Raw genomic sequence first — 24,268 nt, 5'->3', positions numbered from 1 at the left:
TTAGAATTCAATCTCAGCTTCATTCCTCAACCCTTCCCGTTCAAAGATTACCGTGGTAAGGTCTCCTTTTTTGAAAGCAGATAAGGCTCTCATATAACTCATCATATCCACGATGGTAGAGTCTCCAAGTTGGACAACTATATCCCCCTTCATCATGCCAGCTGCTTCGGCAGGTTTATCTTCAGAAACTCCATCTATTCTCATTCCTTCACCATCATATAAATAGTCAGGTACAACCCCAAGTGACACTGAGAAACGAGGAGAGTCCCCTGAACTGTCCTTGGTCTTTGTAAATGCCAACTTCGGTTCATCATCAAGTTCATCCACCAATCGGTCTATGTATCGAACTACCGACAACAGCCCTTCATAATTAATCAAATCTGAATCGTCAGAGGGTTTATGATAGTCTTCATGCTGTCCAGTAAAAAAATGTAACACGGGTAAATCCTGTAAGTAAAAGGAAGTATGATCAGATGGTCCCACCCCTGACTCAGAAGTCACTAACTTCAAGCTATCTGAATTAGCAATATCCAATGCTGGAACAAAGGAAGGGCTTGTTCCCACACCATTGATTGCCAGGGTTTTCTCCTGATTTAATCGACCGACCATATCCATATTGATCATGTAGTTCACCGTCTCAAGGTCAATGGTGGGGTTCTTCACAAAGTAATTCGAGCCCCAAAGACCATTTTCTTCCCCCGAAAAGGCAATAAAGAGGAAATTAGAATTATGTTTTTCTGCTTTTAAGATTTTGGCTAAAGCCACCAGGGCTGCTGTCCCGGAGGCATTATCATCCGCCCCATTATGGATTTCTGGTTCACCTCGATGAAGGGACCCAGCACCTCCCAGTCCTAGGTGGTCAAAATGGGCGCCGATCACGATTGTGGTCTCAGACTTATTGTCCAGATATCCGATCACATTTCTACCTGTGACTCCTTCTCCATCAGTTCCGATGACTGCTTCTTCATGAGGGTTTGTTGGTTTTGAAACGGTGAATTCCTGAAAAAAACCATCCGTCCCTTTTCCTTGTAATCCTGCCTTTTCAAACTCCAAGGCTAGATATTCAGCCGCTTTCTTCTCCCCTTCAGTACCTATTGCTCTTCCTTCCAGCTCATCCGCTGCCAGATAAACCACATCTTCTTTTAGGCTTGAAATCAGTTCCTGATCAGTAGGAGCATTGCTGCAAGCAGCCAAAAAACTCAGCAACACTGCCAAAGTCAAAATATATTTAATTCTCATTTTCATCGTGTTTAGAAATTCAGGTCAAAGATAATAATTGGTATCTTCGCCCAGCAAAATTAAAACACCCAATTATTGATTATGAGATCGCTATTCTTTCTTCTTTTAATCGCTGCATTTGCTTGTAACACCAAGTCAGAAAACAAAGAAACTGAACTAATTGAAGGAAATTCGGCTTCTGATTCCTTGCTTCTTCATCCCGAGGAGATGAAGTATCTAAGGAACATCAAACAGCTTACCTTTGGGGGAAATAATGCAGAGGCATATTGGTCATTCGACGACAGTATGCTGGTGTTTCAGTCCGATTACGCTGGCTGGGGAAATGATTGTGATCAGATTTTTTATTTGAATTGGAGAGAAGATGATCTTCAGAAAAATCAGCCCAAACTTCTAAGTACAGGCCTAGGCAGAACCACTTGCTCCTACTTTCTGCCTGATAATACCATTGTTTATGCATCTACGCATATAGGGGATGACAATTGTCCTCCTCCTCCAGCAGAAAGAACTGATGGAAAGTATGTGTGGCCTATCTATGACTCTTTCGATATTTTTACCGCTGATCTGGAGGGTAATCAGCTCAAACAGCTGACTTTTGAACCGGGCTATGATGCTGAGGCCACTGTATCGCCAAAAGGTGACCGAATGGTATTCACTTCTATGCGAACTGGGGACCTGGAGCTTTTTACCATGAATCTTGATGGATCTGATGTAAGGCAGGTCACTTCAGATCTGGGCTATGATGGTGGGGCTTTTTTCTCCCCAGACGGAAGCAAGCTTATCTGGAGAGCCTCCAGACCACAGACTGATGAGGAAATAAAAGAATATCAGGACCTTTTGGCCGAAGGCCTGGTCATGCCTACCAGCATGGAACTTTATGTGGCTAATGCGGATGGAACAGATGCGCGCAAACTTACGGATCTAGGGCAAGCCAACTGGGCCCCTTTCTTCCACCCATCAGGTGAAAAGATCATTTTTGCATCAAATCATCAGACAGAACGTGGGTTTCCTTTTAATCTTTTCATGATCAATCTTGATGGAACGGGACTAACAAAAATCACCAATGATGGTACCTTTGATGCATTCCCTGTTTTTTCGAATGATGGAAAGCACCTAGTTTTTGCTTCCAACAGAAATAATGGCGGTACTCGAGACACCAACTTATTTGTAGCCGAGTGGATAGGTAATTGATAAGCTAATCGAAATGTGGACCTGTCCGAAATGTGAACGTGATTTCAAAAAAGAAAATCAATGGCACACGTGTATTAAGGCCGATTTGAGTTCTTTATTTGAGGGAAAACCAAAGGAGCTTGAATATGTCTTTGACAAAATATTGGCAGAAATTATCGAGTGGGATGATGTCATTGTGAATAACACCAGAAAAGCCATTCTTTTCGTTCACAATCAAACATTCTTGGTCATTCGTCCAATGACTAAGGTTCTGGATTTACAGTTCTACTCCCAGGAAGCTCAATCCTGCCCACCATTTTTTAAGTCCCGATCGGTTTCAAAAAAGTATGAGAACCACCTGCGGATTTCAACCTTGGAAGAGCTATCCCCTGAGTTAATTTCGTGGATTCGGGATTCCTACCTAATGCTCTAATTCTGTAAAAAGGGCAATAAGTTGGAAAGGATATTTTTAAAAACTTCTCTAAATCTGTTTACATTTGACCTAAATAATCAACCATTTGCTATGAAAATCTTAAAATCAATCACGAGCCTGGCTCTTGTAATGCTCTTTGTAAGTTCTTTGGCCTTTACTTCCTGCGGGGGTAAAAAAGAAGGAAACAATGCTGAGCAAACAGAACATCCAGAAGGTGGTGAGCACCCTGAAGGAGATGAGCATCCAGCTGGAGAACATCCTACTGAGAGTGATAGTAGTGAAAAGTCATAAAGAAAGGGCGGTTCTAACACCGCCCTTTTTTATGAGTTAGATCTCTTGAATGAAAATCTGGAGTTCACTTTCACTTCTTTGCCACCGATCTCCAAATAGGGATAAGCTAGAAAATTGATAGCACCTGCTTCAGGTGCTGGGTCCAACACTAGATCTCTTCCCCTACTTAGCTCTATTCTATTGGCTGGATGTCGCCCAAAATAATAAGTGGCAAGCGCTGTATATTTATTCCCCTCACTGATATCCACAGGCCACCATTTGCCATCAGCATAAAATTCAGCCCAACAGTGATATCCATCGATGCCACCTTCATTCCTGTCAGAAGGAACAGATGCTCCAATCGCAAAGCGTGCAGGAATATTCACAGACCTGGCCAAAGAGATAAAGAATGAGTGGAATTCTGTGCAATTACCTGTTTTGGAATCGCAGGCATAATTTGAGTCCCCATTTCCATAATCCCCTACCTTGGCATACTTCATATTATCGATGATATAATCGTATAAAACCCTAGCCTGAATCAAGTGGGAATCATTGATCTTCTCGCCAAGGGTTTCTTTAGCGATTTCTTCAAATCTTCCTCCAGTTGGCATAAGCCTAGTTGAAGCCAGATATAACTCAGGGTCTGGTTCCGGGGCATCGTAAGGGCCTTTTTCTCTCCTAGTAACACGATAAGTCAACTTAATTTCTTCACCAGAATGCTCCGGACCTAAATCAAAATACATGAGTTTATTCCCATAATTTTGATCCTTGATCTCTTTTTTACTTTCGGGAACATTGACTTCCAACAATTCTATTTTCTGAAAATCATCCGATTCAGCAATAGGTATCCACAATTTTGCACTCTGTGTCAATTCTGGAATTTGGGCTGTGTAATAAAACTCAAACTCATCCCGTCCTTCCACTACACCTAGCAATAAATTATTGGATTGCTCCAGGGGTACTCGGTACCATGTCTTGTCTTCTTTATTCTGCTTCCAGGAATAAAAGGGCTTACCGTTCAATTTATGTACAGTAGTACTGGTGACATTCATTGCTCCTGGTTTTCCCTTTAGAAAAAAGTCCACGTCATAAACATCCCCTGATTCATCAACCAAGTCAACGCAAGCAAAATGACTGTCTGGACCTAGATTAGAAAGGTATTCTGTGTGAACCCTAACTAGTTTCATTGAGAGGTCATGATTTTCATCCTTAACAGGAAAAAACCCATTATTCTTAGACTTCACATCATTTATGTAATCCTTAATTCCTTGCTCAATTTGAGCTATGCTTACCCTATCTACCAGGGTTCGGGATTCCTTAATTTCCTCCTCTTCAGCTGAAACTTTATCTTTAGGCGACTCGCATCCAAGTAAAAAGAAAGTTGCGACTATTAGAGGTATTATGAATTTGAAGTTTTTCATGGTACTAAGTTAGTATCTTGTTTGTTTAGGTGAAATGAGGAAGTAAACTATTGTCCATATCCGATTAAGTGGCACATTAAATCCTGTCTATTAATACTTCTTTGTCTGGTTCATGAAGATTTTCTAGCTTACTAGTCTTAAACCTATTGCCATTTTTTATGAACTATTATACCCGACTGGTTTTGCCACTAACGGTAACCATAATCCTAGTAATTCTTAAAATCTACCTCGGAGATAAATCCCAACACTGGGAGGGAATTTTCAGCTATGTTCCTCATTTAAATACTGTCCTGATTATTTCTGGCTTTACCTGGTCAGCTCTGGTGCTGATTTCGATTTTTAAGAAAGCTTTTCTAAAGCAGTATGACATAAACAAGGAGGACAACCTTCGCGCTCGGAAAGTTTACACCCAAATCAATCTACTTCATAAAGTCGCCAATTTTGTGGTACTCCTTATTGGGGTGGGCTTAATTCTACTTTCTTTCGAATCCATTAGACAAGTAGGTGTTGGGCTATTTGCATCTGCTGGTGTGGCCGGAATTATCATTGGTTTTTCCGCCCAAAAAGCCATAGGAACTCTGATCGCCGGAATTCAAATTGCCATAACTCAGCCCTTTAGATTGGATGATGCAGTTGTAGTCGAAGGAGAATGGGGATGGATAGAGGAAATCAATCTAAACTATGTGGTGGTAAAAATTTGGGATGAGAGAAGACTGGTTTTACCTTCAACTTATTTTCTGGAGAAGCCTTTTCAAAACTGGACCAGAAGCTCCGCAAATATTATTGGATCTGTTTTTCTATACACAGATTATTCGGTGTCATTCGATGCTCTTCGCAAGGAACTAGATCGGATCCTTGAGACCACCCAGCTATGGGATAAACGAGTAAAAGTTTTGCAAGTAACCGATTCGAAAGAACACACCGTGGAAAGCAGAATTCTGGTATCCGCCAAAAACTCTCCTACAGCATGGGATCTTCGGGTTTTTGTCCGGGAAAAAATGATCGAATTTATCCAGAAAAACTATCCTGAGGCACTTCCAAAAACAAGAGTCAGCATGCTTCCAAATGACAAAGAGTCATGAAAAGATTTTGGCTACTATTCTTCATGATGGGGGTATTTATTCTAGTGCTTTTTGCCTTGGCTATGGCCTTAGATCTACCCTACCTAGGAGATGACGATAGTATCAGGGATTTGCAGGGAAGTGTTGCTGCTGTGGTGGGAGTAGCTCTGCTCGCGATAGATGTTCTTCTACCTGTTCCTTCCAGTTTAATAATGATCACGAATGGTGCGCTTTTCGGAATCTGGTTAGGTGCCGCCCTTTCTTTGTTAGGATCAATTTTGTCAGTTGTGCTTGGCTGGATAATAGGTAAAGGAGGACAAAAATGGATCCTTCGTTTTATGGGGGAGGATGGCATGGAAGAAGCAAATGGATTTCTTACGAAATGGGGTAGCCTTGCCATTATTGTGAGCAGACCCATTCCGGTGTTGGCAGAAGCGATTAGTATAGTTTGTGGTGGTCTACAATATCCTCTCGGAAAAACCATTTTTTATGGAATGGTTGGGCTTCTACCTACTTGTATTTTTTATGCCTATACCGGTGATCTGGCTTTGGATATGGAATCGGGTTGGCAAAGCTTCTTATTCGTTGTTTTAGTTGCAGGAGTGGTCTGGAGCTTAGGCATGTTGTTTAGAAAGCAATCAGAAAAGGTTAAATTTCAATAGCTCAAGTAAAAACCCTTTAATGAGATTCTTGAAAAAGACGATCCTTATATCCATAGGAACTCTTGTTTTATTTTGCCTATCGGCCAAAGCTCAAGAAGATATATCCATTTCCAAGCTGGAGTTCTCAGGTTTCATAGATCTGTATTATGGCTATGATTTTAATAAGCCAATGGAGCAAAAACGGTTACCATTTTTATACAATCATACCAGGCACAATACTCCCACAGTTAATCTCGCGTCCATAAAAGGAACCTATACTTCGAAACGATTCAGAGCAAACCTCGCTCTACAACAAGGGACTTATGTAGAGGACAATCTTGAGAGGGAGACCGAAGCTTTAGAATGGATACAGGAAGCAAATCTGGGAGTAGCCCTTTCAGCGAAGGAACAAATCTGGCTGGACGTAGGAGTATTCCCGGCTCATACCGGTTTTGAAAGTGCTATCTCAAGCCAGAACCCTACTCTTAGCCGGTCTTTGGTAGCAGAAGGAAGCCCCTATTTTCTGACCGGAGGAAGACTATCCTGGATGGGTACCGAGAAGTGGATTTTAGCATTATATATTGTGAATGGCTGGCAATTGATCGAGGGTATCGAAGGAAATTCTAGCCCCAGTTTTGGTAGTCAAATTGTATTTTCTCCTAACCAGAATATTGCTCTTAACTGGAATACCTTTATAGGTCCTTCAGGTCCGGATGAAAACCGGCAAATGAGATATTTCAGTAATCTTTTCGCCAATCTCACCCTATCGGACCAGTGGAATATGATTATTGGATTTGACTCGGGTTTACAAAAGCCAGGTTTAGGAGAGACGGAAAATAAAACATGGTTTGGTGGGGCATGGATCACCCAGTACATCATAAATGAAAAATGGCAAACAGCCGCCAGGGCCGAGTTTTATAATGATCCTGCAGGAGTGAATGCCATCAACCAGATTGGAGATGGATTAAAGGCAAGTGGGTTTTCTTTGAACCTAGATAGAAACCTTGGTTCAGGCTTCCTTATCAGGGTAGAGGGAAGGTACTTAGTGGGCCCTGAAAATCAGTTTATGAAAGAAGAAGTTCTGAAAAAAGATAATTTCTATTTCCTCTCATCGGTATCCTGGACATGGAATTAGAGTAACTTTTTAATCCAACAGCTATGTATGAACCCCTTATGTATTTCCACCTTGTGACGGTAGTTCCATGCATTTTTCTTGGAGCCTATCTGCTTTTGGCCAAAAAGGGAGGGGTTACACATAGGACCCTCGGAAAGATTTATATGGTCTTAATGGTTATAACCGCCATAATTTCTCTTTTCATGCAGGCGAGAGTTGGCCCTACATTTCTGAATCACTTTGGCTATATCCATCTCTTTTGCATTTTGGTATTGTGGACAGTTCCTACCGCTCTGCTCGCCATAAAAAAAGGTAATATCAAATCTCACCAAAGAAAAATGGTCCTCCTTTACCTCGGAGCTATCCTAATTGCAGGAAGTTTCACCTTCGCCCCGGGAAGATATTTGCATGAATTATTCTTCGGGGAAAATTTTTTCACAATTCTGTGATTTTCCCCACCCTTCTGCGAATCATGGATAAAGAATAAACCATGAGCGATCTCAATGAACAGTTATCACGAAGTTTTATCCAGCAGATGGATCAGAATGCCGGGATTCTATTCAAAGTTGCTCAAACGTACTGCTGGGACAAAGAAGACCAAAAAGATTTGATTCAGGAGATTAGCATTCAAGCCTGGAGGTCTTTTCCCCGTTTCAATCCGGAATTCAAGTTTTCAACCTGGCTTTATCGGGTGGCGCTAAATGTGGCCATCTCTCATATCAGAAAGGAAGTAAAAAGGAAGTCCGAGCCCCTGGATGAGGAGTATAATCTTCTTCCCGAGGAAGAAAGTCAAGGAGATGAAAACATCTCTGAATTGTACAAAGCAATCGGAAAACAAAGCGAAATCAACAAGGCAATCATTCTCCTGCATCTCGAAGAAAAAAGCTATGCAGAAATCGCAGAGATTCTCGGAATCAGTGAGAGTAATGTGGGGACGAAGCTAAATCGAATAAAAAAAGAAATCAAAAACCAACTAAATCCATAAACTCATGAAAGATCAAGAACTAATTAATGTGTGGAAATCACAGGAAGCGCAAATCGACAAACTCTGGGCTATCAATAAAATCTTATTTCAAGAAAGAGTCCAGAGAAAAACTTCTGAGGCTATGCTTGGCTGGAAATCCGAGAAAATCCTCGGACTGGTAGTTGGCTTTATTTACCTCTTATTTCTCGGGTTTCTATTCGGGATCGGATTAAGCAGTGGAAGCTATCTGAATAATTATTTCCTCATTTCAGTAGGATTCATTTTCCTCATCAACCTTAAGGTCTACATCGACTACATCAGGCATTTGGTGATGTCTTTCAGAATTGACTTTTCAGGTCCGGTGGTGGAGATTCAGGCGAAGCTGATGGAAATGAAAATCTCTCTGATTAAGGGAATGAAAATCTGGGTTTTACAGATTCCATTTTATACTACCTTTCACTTGAGTGCTTCCTGGTTTCCGCATGATGCCGCACCAGCTTGGGTAGGGGTTCAAGTTGCCATCACCTTTCTTTTCATTTTAGGAACAGTTTGGGTGACCTGGACTTTAAGGGAAGAAAATCTTCATAGCAAAAGCGCTAAATTCCTTATTTCTGCTACAGGTGGCGATCCTTTGGACAAAGCCTTGGCTGTGTATCAGGAAGTAAAAGAGTTTGAGAATTAATCTAGGTATAAAAATAATTTATCGCTTAGAGAGGTAAATTTTAGATATTTAAATGCAACCCATTTTTGAAACCAGCGTTTTCTGAGAAATACCTAACGATCTAACCATGAAAAAGCAATTCTTATTCTTTTGCAGCATTTTACTTTTGTTTTCCTGCTCAGAGGATTCTGATCCAGGTACTACCATCATTCGAGAAGAGCTTGACTCGACCTTAACTTCAGGAGTGTGGGTGGTGGATCTTTTCATTGAGGATAATGAGGACGAAACAAGTGATTATGAAAACCTGCGTTTCAGCTTTCTCGCAAGTGGTCAAGTAGAGGTTTCTGAAGGTGGGAGCTTGATTGAAACTGGAAGTTGGAGAACCAGAATAGATGATGGCTTTATCGTTTTAGACCTTAATCTATCAGATGATGATGCATTAGATGATCTTAGCGACGATTGGTATCTGATTGGGTTTAACGCAGATAGAGTCGAACTGGAAGAAGATGATGATGATGCGGATGATTTCTTAATTCTCAGAAAAATCTGAACATCTTGAATAAGTAGGTTCTCAATTAAGGCAGCTCCTTCAGCTTTGCCTGAGCCCCAGCCAGGCTTTATTAATCTAAAAGTTTAATTTCTTAACCAATGAAAAGAATCTGTGTAATTCTCTGTCTAATTCTAATTGGAAGTTTTTCCCATGCTCAAGAAGCTAAACCAAATGAAACGGTTTTTAACGAAGGGTTCGGTAAATCTGTAGGTGTCATGGGAGCGATAGGTCTAGGACCGGCTCAATGGGGTGAATCTGCTGTAGGTTTACTTAATATGCGTGCGGGAGCAGTATTTAAGGATAAGGTAAGTATAGGTGGCTTTTACAATTCATCTCTAAATGATTTTCGAGGTGAATTTGTAGGCGCTCAAGGCCCTGCTATGGACTTCAGGTGGTTCGGAGGATTTTTTGAATATACCTTATTTGCTGATCGAAAATTTCATTTGACTTTTCCAGTTTTAATCGGTGGTGCTGAAGTAGATCGAGACGAACAAATACCGGGGACTGATGAGAACTTTGAAGCCAATTTCTTTTTGGTAGAACCTTCTGCTCTTTTAGAAATTAACTTACTTCAAAATCTTCGCTTCAATATAGGTTTCGGATATAGGTTTGCTGGGGATTTTGCTTTCAGTGGAATTGATCAATCAGAAATCAGCGGTTTCAGTGCACAGGCTGGTTTGAAATTCGGTTTATTCCGAAAATGATTAGAATAGAATAAAAATTGCCTTGGCTAACGCCAAGGCAGTTTTATTTATTTACAGGGAACCCCAAAGAAATTCTAAAGATTCTCGATCTCCTTTAGATACTCTTCTGCCTGAGCTAATATTTCATCGGTATTCTTCATTTTATCCAGCGTGCGGTAGGCCATTCCAATCCGAGGATTTTTCTCGAGCTTTTCTCGATTTCGATCATAAAAATGCCAATAAAGAGAATTGAATGGGCAAGCACCCTCTCCGGTTTTCTTTGAAGGACTGTACGCACAGTGACTGCAGTAGTTCCCTTGTTTTTTAATGTAATTGGCAGAAGATACGTAGGGCTTTGTACCTACAATGCCCCCATCGGCAAATTGGCTCATTCCGCGAGTGTTGGTGATTTCCACCCATTCTATGGCATCGATATAAATACCCAAATACCACTCGTCAATTTCATCTGGGTCTATTCCTACCAGCAACATAAAATTTCCAGTCACCATCAGCCTCTGAATGTGATGGGCATAGGCCAGTTCGAGAGATTGGGTGATGGAATGAGAGAGACATTTCATTTTAGTTTTCCCCGTCCAGAACCAGTTCGGAAGCTTTCTTTTATGTTCAAAGAAATTCATCTCTGCAAACTCAGGCATCTTGGCCCAATAAATTCCTCTCATGTATTCCCTCCAGCCAATAATCTGTCGGACAAAACCCTCCACCTGAGCTATACTGATTTCCTCCTGATTTTTATTCCAATATTGCTCCACCTTTTTCACTACTTCCAGAGGTGAAAGCATTTTGGAATTTAAGGCAAAGCTCAACCTGGAGTGAAATAAATAAGGATCCCAGGTAGTCAAAGCATCCTGATATTTACCAAAATTCTCCAGTAACGATTCACAGAAATAATCAAGTACTTCCAGACTCTCTTCTCTAGTCGCAGGCCAAAGGAATTTCTCTTTATCTACCGATCCAATGGTTTCAATTCCCGCATTTTCGATCTCGTCCGCAATCGAGCTTACATCCCGTGAATGAGTCTTCGGTTTTTGGAGTAACTTTTTATCCTTTAAGGCAGACCTATTTTCATGGTCAAAATTCCATTTGCCTTGCAAGGGCTCTTCGCCATCCATAAGGATATCATAATCCTTTCGCATTTGACGGTAAAAACTCTCCATGAGATAGGTTTTTTTACCTTCAAAAAAATCCTCCAAAAATCCTCTCTCGGTGAGAAAATGCTGCGTGTCCACAGATCGAGCCTGAATGCTTAGATTTTCTGATATGGCTTTTAGCTGCTCATCTAGTCGATATTCGTCTGGAAGTTGATATTCGAAAAGCTCAATTTTTTCTTCTTCAATGATTTGATGAAGGTTAGCATCCAGATCCTGTTGGTTAGCCTCATCAGAAATTTTTAAATATCTCACCTTGTGACCCTGATCTCTAAGCACATCAGAGAAGTTTCTCATGGCAATGAAAAAGGCTATCACCTTCTGGATATGATGCATGACATAATCAGTCTCCTGCCGCATCTCCATCATCACATACAGTACTTCGTCACTCTGTTCTTCAAACCAGGAATGTTTAATATTTAGCTGGTCGCCAAGAATCAATCGTAAAGTTTTGGGCATAAAAATGGGGCTTTACAAATGTAAAGCCCCTGAATGGGTGAAAGTTTAAAAAAATCAGTATTTAAAGCATGGCATTGAGGATTTTATACCTCTACCCTTTTTCGAGGTAGCCAAAAAGCTGTATCTAAGGCTGATTTCGTGAGCACCTCCTGTATTCGCATTTCCGAAGGATGAGATGGTGAAATCATGACTATATCCCACATCCAATCCGCCTCCCAGAGACAGTCCAACTAATGCCACAATAGATTCATGATTAGGCTGCTCTTCTTTTACCACAGGAATTCCCCGATACCAAACCCCAAAAACAATCGGCTGAATATTTACCTGAGCGCCCATATCTAACTGCGAGAAAGGACCTTGATTTTTATAATTGAAAGCGAGAGTCATTTCTCTCACATTTTCTTTCTGATTCAGAAAATTAGCTCCAGTAGATGAGCCTAGGTCAAAACGATATCCACCATGCGCAGAAACCTTCAGGGGAAGTTCACTGATCTCTCCATCGATGAAGGAAATATTCGGTTGAGTGATATGATGGGCCGAAAGGCCAAACCACATATTTTCATTGTTAAACATTAGACCAAAGCTGTAATCCATGAATTGATGCCTGATATCATCACCTAAGTTCTCTCCACTAAAATCTCCAATGGCCCCAGTCTGATCATCGATTTGGCTTCCAAAGATCATGTCTCCGAAATAGGCATCTCGATCCATATAGCTAGCCTGGCCCCCTACTCTGAGGAAAGACCTAAATCCAAGTCGCATTCTGTAGGAATACGTCAATCCGATTTCTGAAACGCTCAGATTTGCCATACTTTGATCGGAACGATTAAAAATCAGCCCAATTCCAGAATTTGCATTGAATAGATAGTGGTCTATATATGCAGAATAGGAATTGAAGGACTGATCAAGCCCTGGCCATTGATTTCGATAGTTTACTCCGATTCTTGTCATCTCGGAAGCTCCGGTCATAGCTGGATTTAAGTACAAGGGTGCTGCATAAAATTGCGAATATTGTACATCCTGTGCCTGGACTGATATTCCGAAAAGAGTAAGGGTGATTAGGGTAAATAATCTTCTCATACTTTATCTGATTAGGGTGACTCCACCTGTTCGGTGGACCGATTCCCCCGCAGGGGTGCGATAGGTGATTTTGTATAAATAATTTCCTGGAGGGGATAACTGACCTTTATAGGTACCATCCCAGCCTTTATCCTCGGGTGAGGAGGTGATAAACATACTTTCACCCCAGGTATTGAATACTTCTAAATAGAATTCCTGAATTCCTCTAAGCTTGGGCATAAAAGTGTCATTCAATCCATCTCCATTTGGGGTAAATGCATTTGGGATTACTACTACTTCCAAAGGACTATTAACCTGAATGACATTAGTCTCTATGCTGGAGCATCCATAGATATCATATCCCGTGAGAGACACTTCGTAAACACCAGCCTTATTAAATACATGTATTGGGTCCTTATCCACAGATTTAGAGCCATCACCAAATGACCATTCCCAAGCAATAAATTCATCTGAGATTTCAGATTCGAAAATGATTTCTTCGTTCGTAAGAACTTCGGGCTCGCTGCTGATTTCCAGTTTTCGATAATTAAAATTCAATCGCCCTTCTTTTGTATTCGTCGGGTAATCTACTCTGGCTTCTGCCTCGACTATACATCCCATGGCATCAGTTACCCGGACTTTCAGGTTACTGCTTTGCGAGAAATTGATCTCCCTATTTGAAGCATTTGAAGGGTTCCAGTTTATCGTGTAAGGTTCCACTCCTCCAGAAATGCTCACCCAGGCAACTCCCTCTACCGAACCGACTGCGCAATCCACTTCCAGGGTTGATTCTATCCTTGCTGAAAGCTCATCTGGAGCATCAATTGTGAATTGGGTTTCTACAGAACAACCTTCGTTGTTGCTTACTTGAACAGTATAATTCCCTGCTTCAAGATCATTTCGAGACCAAACATTTTTGATTCCATCAGACCATAGAATATTGAGTTGGTCTTTTGGTTGATTGGTATTTATTATTGCGGTTCCGTCATTTGAATTAAAACAGGTGAGGTCAACTTTGTCAGTGACGTTTACTGTTAGCTCAGTGGCTGCAGCCAGATTGAAGCTTTGCTCGTATGAGCATCCCTTGGCATCTGAGATGGAGGCTGTGTATGTTCCTGGATTAAGATTCGAAATCTTCGCCCCAGTATTTCCATTTGACCAGTTTACTGTGTATGGCTGGGTACCACCTGTCAACTTCAATTCAATCAATCCATCACTTTTCCCCCCACAGGATGGCTCAACTATTTCACTTTCAACCTGAATTTCAGAAGGAGATTGAAGGGAGTAGCTGGCCTGATACGCGCAGCCTGTCTGATCCATGATGGTGACAACATAAGTGCCAGCGGAAAGCCCTGTAATTTTAGAAGTGGAAGGCCCATGATTCCAGCTATATTGGTAAGGTGGCTGACCACCTGTGACATTCAGCTGGACCTCTCCGGAATTCCCAGAGGTACAAGTCACCTCAGTTATAGATTCAGTCACCTCAATTCCCTCATTTGGAGCTTCGATCTCAAATGAGAGAGATACATCGCAATTATATTTATCGACCACGGTCACCGTATAAACCCCAGGAGCTAAATCGTAAGCTTCCCATTGGTCTTCCAGCCCATGACTCCAAATCACTTTATAAGGCTCTCCTCTTCCTATTTTCACTCCGATTTTTGCATATCCATCATTCCCTGATCCGCATGAAGCATTTTGCTTTTCTAAATCTTCAAGGATCAATGGGTATGGAGGCTGAACTACAATTCTTTCAATATGAAGGGTACCCTGAGAATCAGTGATTTCCACCGTGTAGGTTCCTGCATAAAGATTACTTCGGTTCTGAGTGGTTTCATTTGTATTCCACTTAAAGGTGTATGGAGCTACTCCACCTTCAATATCAAGAATGATGGATCCCCGTTCGCTGTGCGAACAAAGCGCAAGCTTCCCTGTCACCGAAACTGTGAAAGGTCCATCAGAAGATCCATCCGCAGCTAAACGGGCTCCTGCAAGACTTTGGGCAAAGCCTCTTTGATAGACACTCGTACTAGCAAGCATCAAAACAGAAAGTATCGATATGATCCAAATTCTACTCATTTTCCAAACCACAAATCAGAGACCCATTTTTAATAGCTCTATTTTGCAGCTCAAATCGGATAAACTGTATTTTGTTTTTTAGAATATTATTTTTTGTAAATCATATACAACAAAATGATATTCTTAAATACAGCTTTATTTTGAAAATAAGTAGATAAAAATTCGCTTTTGCAAGAGAATACCATGCCAAGACATCAAAGCTTGGAATGTTAGAAAAGTTAAATTTTTCTTAGATTATTGCAATAATCAAAAAAAGGAAGAGAAGAAGCTTTTTTTTGAGGACGAAATGAAAAAAGGCTGAAATTCAGCCTTTTGAAAAATTTTTCAATTTTCTTAAAAATTTTTTTAGCTAGACTCCTATCAAAGCTCTTAAATCAGTATCTAAAGCAAGGAATGGTTCTTGAACGCTGATTTCTGGACTTAGGGTCACCCCATAAAAATGTGTACCTGAGGGATATTTCATGGGCTCCTCCACTATTTCGTAATCCCAATTTTGAAGCAGTAACATCGTAAGAATATCCAATATCCAATCCACTTTCAAGTGAAACACCTACCAAACCTATTACGGCTTCATTATTTGGGAGTCCATTTTTAGTAGGAAGTCCTCTGTACCAAAGTCCAACAACCAAAGGTTCCAGATAAACCTGTGTTCCGATATCCAACTGATTGAATGGGTCCTGCTGTTTATAATTAAAAGCGAAAGATATGGACCGCTCCGAGTACATATGCGTAAAGTAATTTCGGCTACCGCCTGCCAAGTCAAACTTAATCCCTCCTTGCACTGAAAGCTTCATGGGTAGCTTACTGATCTGATCATCCACAAAAGAAATATTCGGTTCAGTGATATGATGAGCCGCGGCACCGAGCCAAATCTTTTCAGAGTAATACATGGCACCAAAGCTGTAATCCATAAAGCTATACCGGGAATCAATCGGAACCCCATTCAATTCGTCCGTGATCGCTCCGATAGTACCATTCACAATATCGATCTGTGTACCAAAAACCAAGTCTGAAAAAAAGGCGTCCCGCTGCATATAGCTTGCCTGGGCACCCAGCCGGAAATAGCTGTCCTCACCTAACCTTAAGCGATAAGCATAGGAAAGCCCAATCTCATTGGTAGCTAAATTTGCCATACTTTCTTGACTTCCATTGAATATTAAACCTATTCCCGAGTTATAGTCAAAAATGTAATGATCTATGTAGGCAGAATAGGAATTGAAATTCTGATCTAATCCGGGCCACTGATTTCTGTAATTAATACCAATTCTGGTAAGTTCGCTGGCACCTGTAAGTGCAGGGTTTAAGTATATTGGCGCCGCATAAAACTGAGAATACTGCACATCCTGAGCTTTTCCGAGCTTTGCAAAGCCAAGTATCAACATAATCGATATGATCAGTCTCCTGCTCATCTAATCAATACAAAGACACCTGCTTTTTCCACTTTTTCCCCAGAACGGGTCATAAACACTGCCCGATAAACATAATTTCCATTCATCGCCGGAGTACCATTCAATGAGCCATCCCATCCGAGAGCTTCCAGTGAATTCGTCTGATATATCAGTTCACCCCAAGTGCTGAAGACGTAGAATTCCATAGAGGCAATCCCTCTGAATTGAGGTTTGAAGTATTGATTTTTAGCCCCATCAGGCGTAAAGGCATTTGGCACCATGATCATATAGTCGTCAAATACCTCCACAACTCTTTGGAATTCAGCAACACAACCAAACTTATCTATGGTGGTCAAAGTCACAGTGTAAATCCCTTTCTTATCATACTCATGAACAGGATTTTGGGAAGCACTGGTATTTCCATCTCCGAAGTCCCAATTCCAAATAATTACATCTCCCTGTGAGATATCATCGAATTGAACTGGTTCCAAAATCTGTATTTCACCATTCACAATAATATTGCCACCTCCCAAATCAATCTCATAATTGAATTCTGGGATGAGTTCTTCATCAGCAATGAGAACCTGGATTCTTTGAACCTGAGACCAGCATTCCCTATCCTTCACACTACTTTGGACTCTGTAGTCACCATTTTGATCCACATCCTGAATTTGATCCTGTCTAAGTATGGCTCCAGTTGGGCTTTCTATTAGATAATCGAATGCATTGGGATTATATCCTTCAATGAATTGAGTCAAGTCAACCGTTCCCTGTGGATCACAAACGATAGAAGGATTAGAAACCCTCAAGTTTGGAATGGCAGAAACCTGGATCGTTGCTGGAACCAACGGTGGTGGACATGTTCCCTGTCCTGATATACCAACATAATAAGTGTATGATGTAGCAGAGCCAGTAAGTCCTTCTACATTCATAGTGCCATCAGCAGCTATCTGATATGTTACGTTGCCTTGAGTTCCATTCGGCACAGGCTGTGTGCCTGCTGCATCGAAATACCATGTGAACACAGGTGTGATTCCAGGCTGAGAGCTATTAGCGGTAACTGTCCCTGTTTCACCTTCACAAATTTCATCATTGGTGGTCTCCAATGGAGTCAATTGCTCAGTCAGGACAAGCGGTTCGCTAACTTCAAATACACATCCTCCCTGATCTACAATTTCGAAGGTATAGTCACCAGGTCCGAGATCATTCAGCTCGAAGTTTCCATCCGTTAGATTGACCGTTCCATTGTTCTGACCATTGATGAAAGTAGTCACGGAATAACCTCCATATCCACCTGCAATGGTGAAGGAAATGCTTCCATTATCAGAATTACAAACTGGATCGGTTGAAACTTGATCATTGACGTTTATCGGAGTGGATGGTCCATCTACCACAATTCCTGAAACTAAGCCCTCACAACCTCCACTTCTTACATATCCATCATAAGTGCCTGGAGCAACATTGAACACATTAGAGCTTTGGTAATTAACTCCATCCAAGGAATATTCGTAAGTGCCACTTCCTCCAGTTGCAGTGAAGTTGATAGTTCCTTGCTCCCCAAAGCAAACCTCATCGACCACATTAAAACTCAGGCTTGGTTGATCAAAGATCTCTAAGGTTGGGTTGGCTATGAAACCAGGACATACTCCGTTGCCACTTACCGTAACATAATAACTTACGGGAGAATCATTAGAGTCTATACCTTCCACCGAAAGAACTCCATCCGCATCTATTTGGATAATATGTCCATTCGCATCTGGATTGGCACTTGAAACCAAAGGATTTGTCAAGGCCGCATCATAAAACCATTCAAATACTGGACTGGCCACGGATGGATTAACTTCCGGAGTCAATACTGCAATTTCCCCTTCACATATTTCTACATCATCTACTAGCACCTGAGAAGGCCCGTAGACTAGGGTAACCGTTTCAGAGGTAATGGTACAACCTTGATCATCTACCACTTCTAAGTAATAATCTCCAGGAGCCAGATCATTGATTTCTATCTCAGAATCAGCACTCACTAAGGAGAGAATTTCACTTCCATCTTTAATTACATTGATGGTGTAAGGTGCCCAACCTCCGGTGACTTCTGTCCTGATAATTCCTACGTCTGCACCGCAACCAGGGTCGATTACCTCAAGAGGAGTCATCTCAAGTGGCGCCGTTGGTCCTTCTATAATTACTTCAAACGACTCGAAACAGGTCGTTGCTATATTTGTGATCTCTATTTGATAAGTGCCGGGGGCAAAATCATTTGCTTCCAATTGTGATTGATTAAATATTCCTATCCCCACCACATTGTATTCAAAATCTGCAGAACCACCTGAAGTAACCAAAATTCGTCCATCCGCAGCCCCAAAACATTGTTCTGGCTCGGTAACAAACTCAACATCCGGAATCGGGTTAACCATTACCTCCGCCGGAATTAATGCCTGATCACAAGTATTTGGCCCCTCAACGCCTAGATAATAAACATAAGGATTGGAATCAGTAGGGAGACCCACAATGCTAAGAACTCCTGAAGCGCTCAAATTGTAAGATACCCCTGGTAGGCTTGGATCATTTTGCCCATTAGAAATCATTTGTGTTCCCTGAGCATCAAGATACCAGGCAAAAGTAGGACTGGATATTGGTACACCCAATTCCACAATTTCTGGTGTCAATTCAGCTACTTCGCCCTCACAAATCTCATCATTTGTCACCATAAATTCAGGAGCTACCTGAACCACAAGGCTGTAATCAACCGAAGTCTGACAGCCATTAGCATCTATTGCTGTTAAAGTATAATCACCTCCTGGTAGCCCAAGAATCTCAAAACCTGAACCCGAAGCGGTAACAGTAAACCCTGTTATAGGATTCCCACTTTCGGTAAGCTCGTAGGAATAAGCTTCTGTGCCTCCGCTGATCTCCCAGTAAATAAAGCCATTATCTGGCTCACAAACCGGAGACTGGAACTGCTCATTGGAAATGATCAATTCATCCGGCTGACCAATGGTAAAGGACTGAGTCGATTCGCATGTGGTAAGGTCATTTACGATTCTGATGTCATAGTCCCCTTCAGCTAGGGTATTAAACTCTCCAGAATTATTCGATTCTCCAGTTTGGATTATCGTAAAGGTGTAATTCGTGTTTCCATACTCAGCACTACTACTTGCCGCAAGTGAAATCGTACCGTTGGAATCTCCAAAACATAGAGCATCGACAATTTCAAAATCAGGATCAGGTAGTGGATTGATGATAACCGTAGCTTCTACGACCTGATTACCGCAGATCACATTTAAATAATAATTATATGGATTGACCGATCCGGGAAGCCCGGAGATAGTCAACTCTCCATTAGCAGAAATGCTGTAAGAAATAGAAGGATCATCCTGATCAACCCCATCGCTTATCGGCTGAGTTAGTCCCGCATCCTTGTACCAGAAAATCTCAGAAGGAGAACTCCCTGACTGGGTGTTTACTGGTGTAAGAGTGGCATCACTGCCAAAACAGGATTCGAAAGTAGTCACCTCATAATTTGGAAGCGGTTGTTCTTCTACCACAAAGTCAAATACAGCTTCACAACCTTCAAGGTCAGTGATAATAGCAAAATAGGTGTCTGGAAGTAGATCCTGAGCGCCGGATAAATCACCAGGAACCACAGCTCCGGTAATAGACCCTCTTCTCCACTCAATTGAATAATCTCCCCAGCCTCCTGTAATGTTCAAGTTCTCTATACTTCCATTCGCCTCAGAACAAGAACTTCTGAGAATATCAGCAGTGGCCTGAATTGCAGCGTTTGGACCTTGTACGGTTGCATCAAAAGTATAGGTACATCCATTTCCACTCTGGATATCTATAGAATAAGTTCCAGGTGCTAATCCTGTGAATTGGTTTGAAGGACCGAATGCACCCCCATCAAGGCTATATTCATAATTACCATCAGCCCCGGTGGCGCTCACAGTAATAGTTCCATCAACTGCACCAAAACAAATCTCATTTGTGACCACCGCATCTGCAAGCAAAGGCTCATAAACCGTGACCGTAGCTTCGAATGGTGGGTTTGGACAGTAGCCAGGCCCCTCTGCTACCAAATAGTATGTATAGTTTCCTGCTGCAAGTCCATCCAAGGTCAACTCAAGGGTTCCAGGGTCAATGGTGTATGTCACCCCATCCGAATCAGGATTTGGACTTGATACTATTTGATCTGTAGCAGCAGCATCTTTGTACCAGGTTAGGTTTGGGTTACCACTAGTATTGACAATAGGAGTTAAAATGGAAATATCTCCTTCACAAATCTCACTACTCATTGGATCCACCGTAATCGGAATCCCGGCATCGTCAATTAGTTGCTGAGACACCTCCAAAAGACATGAGTTGGCATCTGAAATCTGAAGTGAATAATCCCCAGGAGCTAAATCCTGAATGGTAAATGGTGAGGTTACATTTGCCTGAGAAAGCAATGGTGTAGCTCCTCCATTAAAGAAAACTTCAAGGAAATAAGGCCCCGTACCCCCACCGAAGGATATTTCAATCAAGCCGTTAGATTCTCCACAGGCTGGCTGGATTACATCATCCAGATTCGAAATTAGTTCAGTAGGTTCTGTGATCACCACTCCATCAAAATTTGAAGTACAAAGCGATACTGAGTTTCGAATCACAAAGTCATAAGTTCCAGCTACTAACCCTGAGAAAACATTAGATGGTTGGAAGGTAATCCCTCCGTCAATACTGTATTCATATTCCGCCGCTGCGGCTGGATCCACAGGTACTAATTCAATTTCTCCAGAATTATCCCCAAAGCAGGTGACATCAACCACATCGGCCCTGTCTATTGCAGGGCTAGGTCGAATGGCAACCTCTGAAACCAATGGATCAGTGCTACAAAGGTTATCACCTGTGATGAAAAGGTTAAACTCATAAGGATTGACCCGCTCAGGTAGCCCCACAATATTTAGCTCCCCTGTTCCGGCATTAATCGTGTAGGTCACCCCATTGCTTGTGCCATTGGAAATTGTATTTCCATTCTCATCTTCCCAGATGTACACCAAATTAGCAGCATTGCTTAGTTCGATAATCTGAGGAGTCAGAGTCGCTGAACCGCCCGGACAAACCAAATCATTATTCACATCGAATGAGGGAACTGGGATAGCTGCAAAAGGAACATCAGGAATACTTACCTGGCAATTATTCTGATCAGTGATTACAATATCATAATCCGCTGCTGGAGGAATATCAGAAATAGTGTAAGTACCCGAGTTTTCAGAAACTGTGAAATTGGAGATGGGCTGACCATTCAAGGTAATGTTATAGGCAGGTGTTCCGCCTGAAACTTCGATGACCATTTCACCATTGTCCAATCCACAACTAGGAAGAATTGTATCAATTAGGTTTGCATTAAGAGCCGCGGCAGGACCAGCGATGGTTTCAGTGATAGTCCCAACACAATTGGTTCCAGCATTTACATCAATAGTGTAAGTTCCTGGCAAGAGGCCCGAAAAAACATTGGAAGTTTGGAATGGGCCACCATCTAGGCTGTATTCATAACTCCCAAACCCTCCTGAAGCATTGACTGTAATGGATCCGGCAGCTTGATAGCAAAGATCATCTACCACATTCGCTGCCAACCCGAGAGGTGGTACAATTAAGGCTTGCACTTGCTTTAGGTTTCCTGGTGGGGTAGCACAAAGGTTTTGAGAAGGATCAGCGGCCACTTCTACGAAATATTCAAACGGAGTGGCATTTTCTGGTAATCCCGAAATAGTCAAAACTCCATTGGAATCAATCGAATAGGTAACGGCTCCCTCGGTCAGGCCATCAGTGATCGGTTGGGTTTTTCCATTGTCCTTGTACCATAGGAAGCTCGGATTAATACCATAAATCGGATCAATTCTTGGAATAAAGGAAACGTCAGTCCCAAAACAAACCTGCTGATTATCCACATCAACAATGACCGGTGTTCCTCTCTCATCAGTCACATCAAATTGGAATCTATCCTCGCAAATATTGTTAGTCGCTGGATTTGAAACCACTAGAAAATACCTTCCTAGATTCACCCCAGTTACTCCCACTTCAGCTTGAATGTAATTTCCTACAGTAGTTTCTGATACAGAGTAGTTGCTAGCAGGCAGAACATTCCCAAATTCATCTTCCCATCTAAAAGTATACCCTGGCACCAAATCCCGGAGAATTGCATTAGAAATAGATCCATCATTTTGTCCGTTACAGGTTGGGCCAATAATCGCGGCAGTCCCATCTGCTTTTGGCGTTGGGTTAACGGTTACTGTTACTGTCCGTGGGAAGGAAGTCAGTCCATAGTTGTCAATTACGGTATAATAGATCATGTGAGTTCCAAAAAAGCCTGGTTCCGGGGTAAACCGGATTTCAGCTTCATCTCGCTCATCATTGAAGTTTTGATCATTCAGTTCTCCCAAAATAGACTCAAAAGTGCCTACACCAGGCACAAAAAGATTCCTATTCGCCGGATCACAAGGATCCACACATACCCCTGATAGTCCGCAGTTGCCTATTGCTGGATCCCCTGCTGGATTTGGGGAATTATCCGGTGCACCTGGATCATTTTCGTAAAGCTGAAGGCATCGGATAAATTGGTTGGCAGCTGGAAGGCCAACCGCAAAGTCAAAAGTCAGGTTCTCATTAAAGCAAACAGTTTCATCCAGATTCGGTGGGTCAGGAGCCAAGACATCATCGATACTGGAAACCTCAACAGTCACATTCCTAATCTCGTGTACACTTCTTAGCGTCGCACCAGTTGATGCAGCGAAACCTACTTTTAAATTTTGAGGGGCACCATAGGGATAAGGAACATTGTTAAAAATATTAATTACATCAGGGACACCTCCTCTATTTACCAAAACATCCATAGTTATGGTATATTCACCGGGGTTACTTGGGTCGGGTCTCAAATCAATAAACACCTTTCTATATCCATCATCGCTGCAATCTTCTACTCGAGTAAGGGCACCAATAGTAAATTGGTCTGAAGGATCTAAGAAAGAGCTAGCCGGTAAAGAACTCCAAGGTGCTCCATCCGATTGGTTGTTGAACAGGATTTTCCCATCTATAAAGGGATAACTTCGAAAACCTGGAGCCGGCTGAGGAAAAGTTGCCGGAAAGCCTGCCCCCATTCCTGTCATTCCATTATCTCTTACCGCATCTAGCACATCCACTGGACCTCTTATGGCGATTGCATTTGGATATCTTGCGAATCCAATTGGAAATGGTGCTGGAGAAACTCCTGAACCATAGGTAAAAGGTGCACCAAAACCACCAAATCTTCCTTCATGCTCATTGCCCCAATTTCCTCTTTCATCAAGTCCAATCCCCACGAATGCTCCTTTCAACCCGTATCCCCCACCAAAGTTTCCTGAACTATACCTTAAAGGAGAATAACCCAAAGAGCCTCCCAAGCCCCCAATTTCAAAATCTAAAGGACCTATTGAACCATCAAATAGGAAAAAACTAAACCCATCACCTGGCTCATTAGGGAAAGCTGGATCGTATGCAAAATATTCAAAAGAGGTTTTGATCCCGTAAGCGGAGGAGAATGCTAAGTCAACAAACACATATCCGGTTTGATTGGCATCGTTGTTTGTTAACCTGAGAACTCCTTGACCACTTGGATCTATTGAAGTACCTGAAGTGAGACTGGCAGGAATAGGGCTTCCTCCAAATTCAGTATTTGCCCTTGTAGTATTTCCGGTGAAAGGTTCACAGTAGGGAAATCCATCACGTGGAATCACCACTTGCGCATGGGATTGTATCGTAGAAATGCTTAAAAGCAAAAAAACGATGCAAAAAAGATATCCGCCTGTAAAATTTCTAACCATGAATAGGGTCACCATTCCCACCCCGTAAAGGTACTAAAATACCATAGCTAACGGGATGATATTCACATGAATTAAAGGTTC

Annotated in this window: 18 protein-coding genes; 11 read left to right on the top strand and 7 right to left on the bottom strand. The window is 41.9% G+C overall.

All coding sequences use genetic code 11. From position 1 onward, the window contains the following. A complete protein-coding gene (locus tag QVH07_RS08470) occupies positions 1-1,239 on the bottom strand; it encodes a M28 family peptidase (RefSeq protein WP_289999732.1) in 1,239 nt (412 codons plus the stop codon). Positions 1,240-1,320: 81 nt separating this feature from the next. On the opposite strand from QVH07_RS08470, the gene QVH07_RS08465 reads away from it, so the two are divergent. From QVH07_RS08465 to QVH07_RS08455, 3 genes are all read left to right on the top strand, one after another. Continuing rightward, positions 1,321-2,427, top strand: coding sequence for a TolB family protein (locus QVH07_RS08465; RefSeq protein ID WP_289999731.1), 1,107 nt, complete (start codon positions 1,321-1,323; stop codon positions 2,425-2,427). Positions 2,428-2,512: 85 nt separating this feature from the next. Then, complete coding sequence (locus tag QVH07_RS08460) at positions 2,513-2,839, top strand: DUF5655 domain-containing protein (RefSeq protein WP_289999730.1); 327 nt, start codon at positions 2,513-2,515, stop codon at positions 2,837-2,839. A 90-nt stretch (positions 2,840-2,929) separates the two neighbouring features. Beyond that, positions 2,930-3,130, top strand: a complete 201-nt coding sequence (locus QVH07_RS08455; protein WP_289999729.1) for a hypothetical protein — start codon at positions 2,930-2,932, stop codon at positions 3,128-3,130. A gap of 29 nt (positions 3,131-3,159) precedes the next feature. Here the strand turns inward: QVH07_RS08455 and QVH07_RS08450 are convergent, their stop codons facing one another. After that, entirely contained in the window at positions 3,160-4,530 is a 1,371-nt protein-coding gene (locus QVH07_RS08450) for a transglutaminase-like domain-containing protein (RefSeq protein WP_289999728.1), read from the bottom strand. Positions 4,531-4,688: 158 nt separating this feature from the next. On the opposite strand from QVH07_RS08450, the gene QVH07_RS08445 reads away from it, so the two are divergent. The 8 genes from QVH07_RS08445 to QVH07_RS08410 all read left to right on the top strand — a co-directional run bounded on the left by QVH07_RS08445 (position 4,689) and on the right by QVH07_RS08410 (position 10,225). Continuing rightward, positions 4,689-5,612: a mechanosensitive ion channel family protein gene (locus tag QVH07_RS08445; protein ID WP_289999727.1), complete on the top strand. Its 924-nt coding sequence runs from the start codon at positions 4,689-4,691 to the stop codon at positions 5,610-5,612. Beyond that, entirely contained in the window at positions 5,609-6,253 is a 645-nt protein-coding gene (locus tag QVH07_RS08440; protein WP_289999726.1) for a TVP38/TMEM64 family protein, read from the top strand. Before QVH07_RS08445 ends, QVH07_RS08440 begins: the two co-directional genes overlap by 4 nt. Before the next feature lie 19 nt (positions 6,254-6,272). Next, positions 6,273-7,367: a porin gene (locus tag QVH07_RS08435; protein ID WP_289999725.1), complete on the top strand. Its 1,095-nt coding sequence runs from the start codon at positions 6,273-6,275 to the stop codon at positions 7,365-7,367. A 23-nt stretch (positions 7,368-7,390) separates the two neighbouring features. After that, a complete protein-coding gene (locus tag QVH07_RS08430; protein WP_289999724.1) occupies positions 7,391-7,795 on the top strand; it encodes a DUF2306 domain-containing protein in 405 nt (134 codons plus the stop codon). Positions 7,796-7,836: 41 nt separating this feature from the next. Beyond that, on the top strand, positions 7,837-8,331 hold the full coding sequence (locus QVH07_RS08425; protein ID WP_289999723.1) for an RNA polymerase sigma factor: 495 nt from the start codon (positions 7,837-7,839) through the stop codon (positions 8,329-8,331). A gap of 4 nt (positions 8,332-8,335) precedes the next feature. Next, a complete protein-coding gene (locus tag QVH07_RS08420) occupies positions 8,336-8,992 on the top strand; it encodes a hypothetical protein (protein ID WP_289999722.1) in 657 nt (218 codons plus the stop codon). A 106-nt stretch (positions 8,993-9,098) separates the two neighbouring features. Next, on the top strand, positions 9,099-9,521 hold the full coding sequence (locus QVH07_RS08415; RefSeq protein ID WP_289999721.1) for a hypothetical protein: 423 nt from the start codon (positions 9,099-9,101) through the stop codon (positions 9,519-9,521). A 98-nt stretch (positions 9,522-9,619) separates the two neighbouring features. Then, positions 9,620-10,225 (top strand): hypothetical protein, encoded by a 606-nt coding sequence (locus QVH07_RS08410; protein WP_289999720.1) that lies wholly within the window; start codon positions 9,620-9,622, stop codon positions 10,223-10,225. A gap of 74 nt (positions 10,226-10,299) precedes the next feature. Here the strand turns inward: QVH07_RS08410 and QVH07_RS08405 are convergent, their stop codons facing one another. The 5 genes from QVH07_RS08405 to QVH07_RS08385 all read right to left on the bottom strand — a co-directional run bounded on the left by QVH07_RS08405 (position 10,300) and on the right by QVH07_RS08385 (position 24,202). After that, positions 10,300-11,829 (bottom strand): cryptochrome/photolyase family protein, encoded by a 1,530-nt coding sequence (locus tag QVH07_RS08405; RefSeq protein ID WP_289999719.1) that lies wholly within the window; start codon positions 11,827-11,829, stop codon positions 10,300-10,302. Positions 11,830-11,883: 54 nt separating this feature from the next. Beyond that, on the bottom strand, positions 11,884-12,909 hold the full coding sequence (locus tag QVH07_RS08400) for a PorP/SprF family type IX secretion system membrane protein (RefSeq protein WP_289999718.1): 1,026 nt from the start codon (positions 12,907-12,909) through the stop codon (positions 11,884-11,886). A 3-nt stretch (positions 12,910-12,912) separates the two neighbouring features. Continuing rightward, positions 12,913-14,967, bottom strand: a complete 2,055-nt coding sequence (locus tag QVH07_RS08395) for a T9SS type B sorting domain-containing protein (protein ID WP_289999717.1) — start codon at positions 14,965-14,967, stop codon at positions 12,913-12,915. 374 nt (positions 14,968-15,341) lie between these two features. Then, on the bottom strand, positions 15,342-16,376 hold the full coding sequence (locus QVH07_RS08390; RefSeq protein ID WP_289999716.1) for a PorP/SprF family type IX secretion system membrane protein: 1,035 nt from the start codon (positions 16,374-16,376) through the stop codon (positions 15,342-15,344). Beyond that, positions 16,373-24,202, bottom strand: a complete 7,830-nt coding sequence (locus tag QVH07_RS08385; protein ID WP_289999715.1) for a PKD domain-containing protein — start codon at positions 24,200-24,202, stop codon at positions 16,373-16,375. Before QVH07_RS08385 ends, QVH07_RS08390 begins: the two co-directional genes overlap by 4 nt. Positions 24,203-24,268 lie beyond the last annotated feature (66 nt).

Source organism: Algoriphagus sediminis (assembly GCF_030403435.1).
GTDB classification, from domain to species: Bacteria; Bacteroidota; Bacteroidia; order Cytophagales; family Cyclobacteriaceae; genus Algoriphagus; species Algoriphagus sediminis.
Note: the sequence above shows the minus strand (reverse complement) of the source record. Positions and strands in the feature narration are given on the sequence as shown.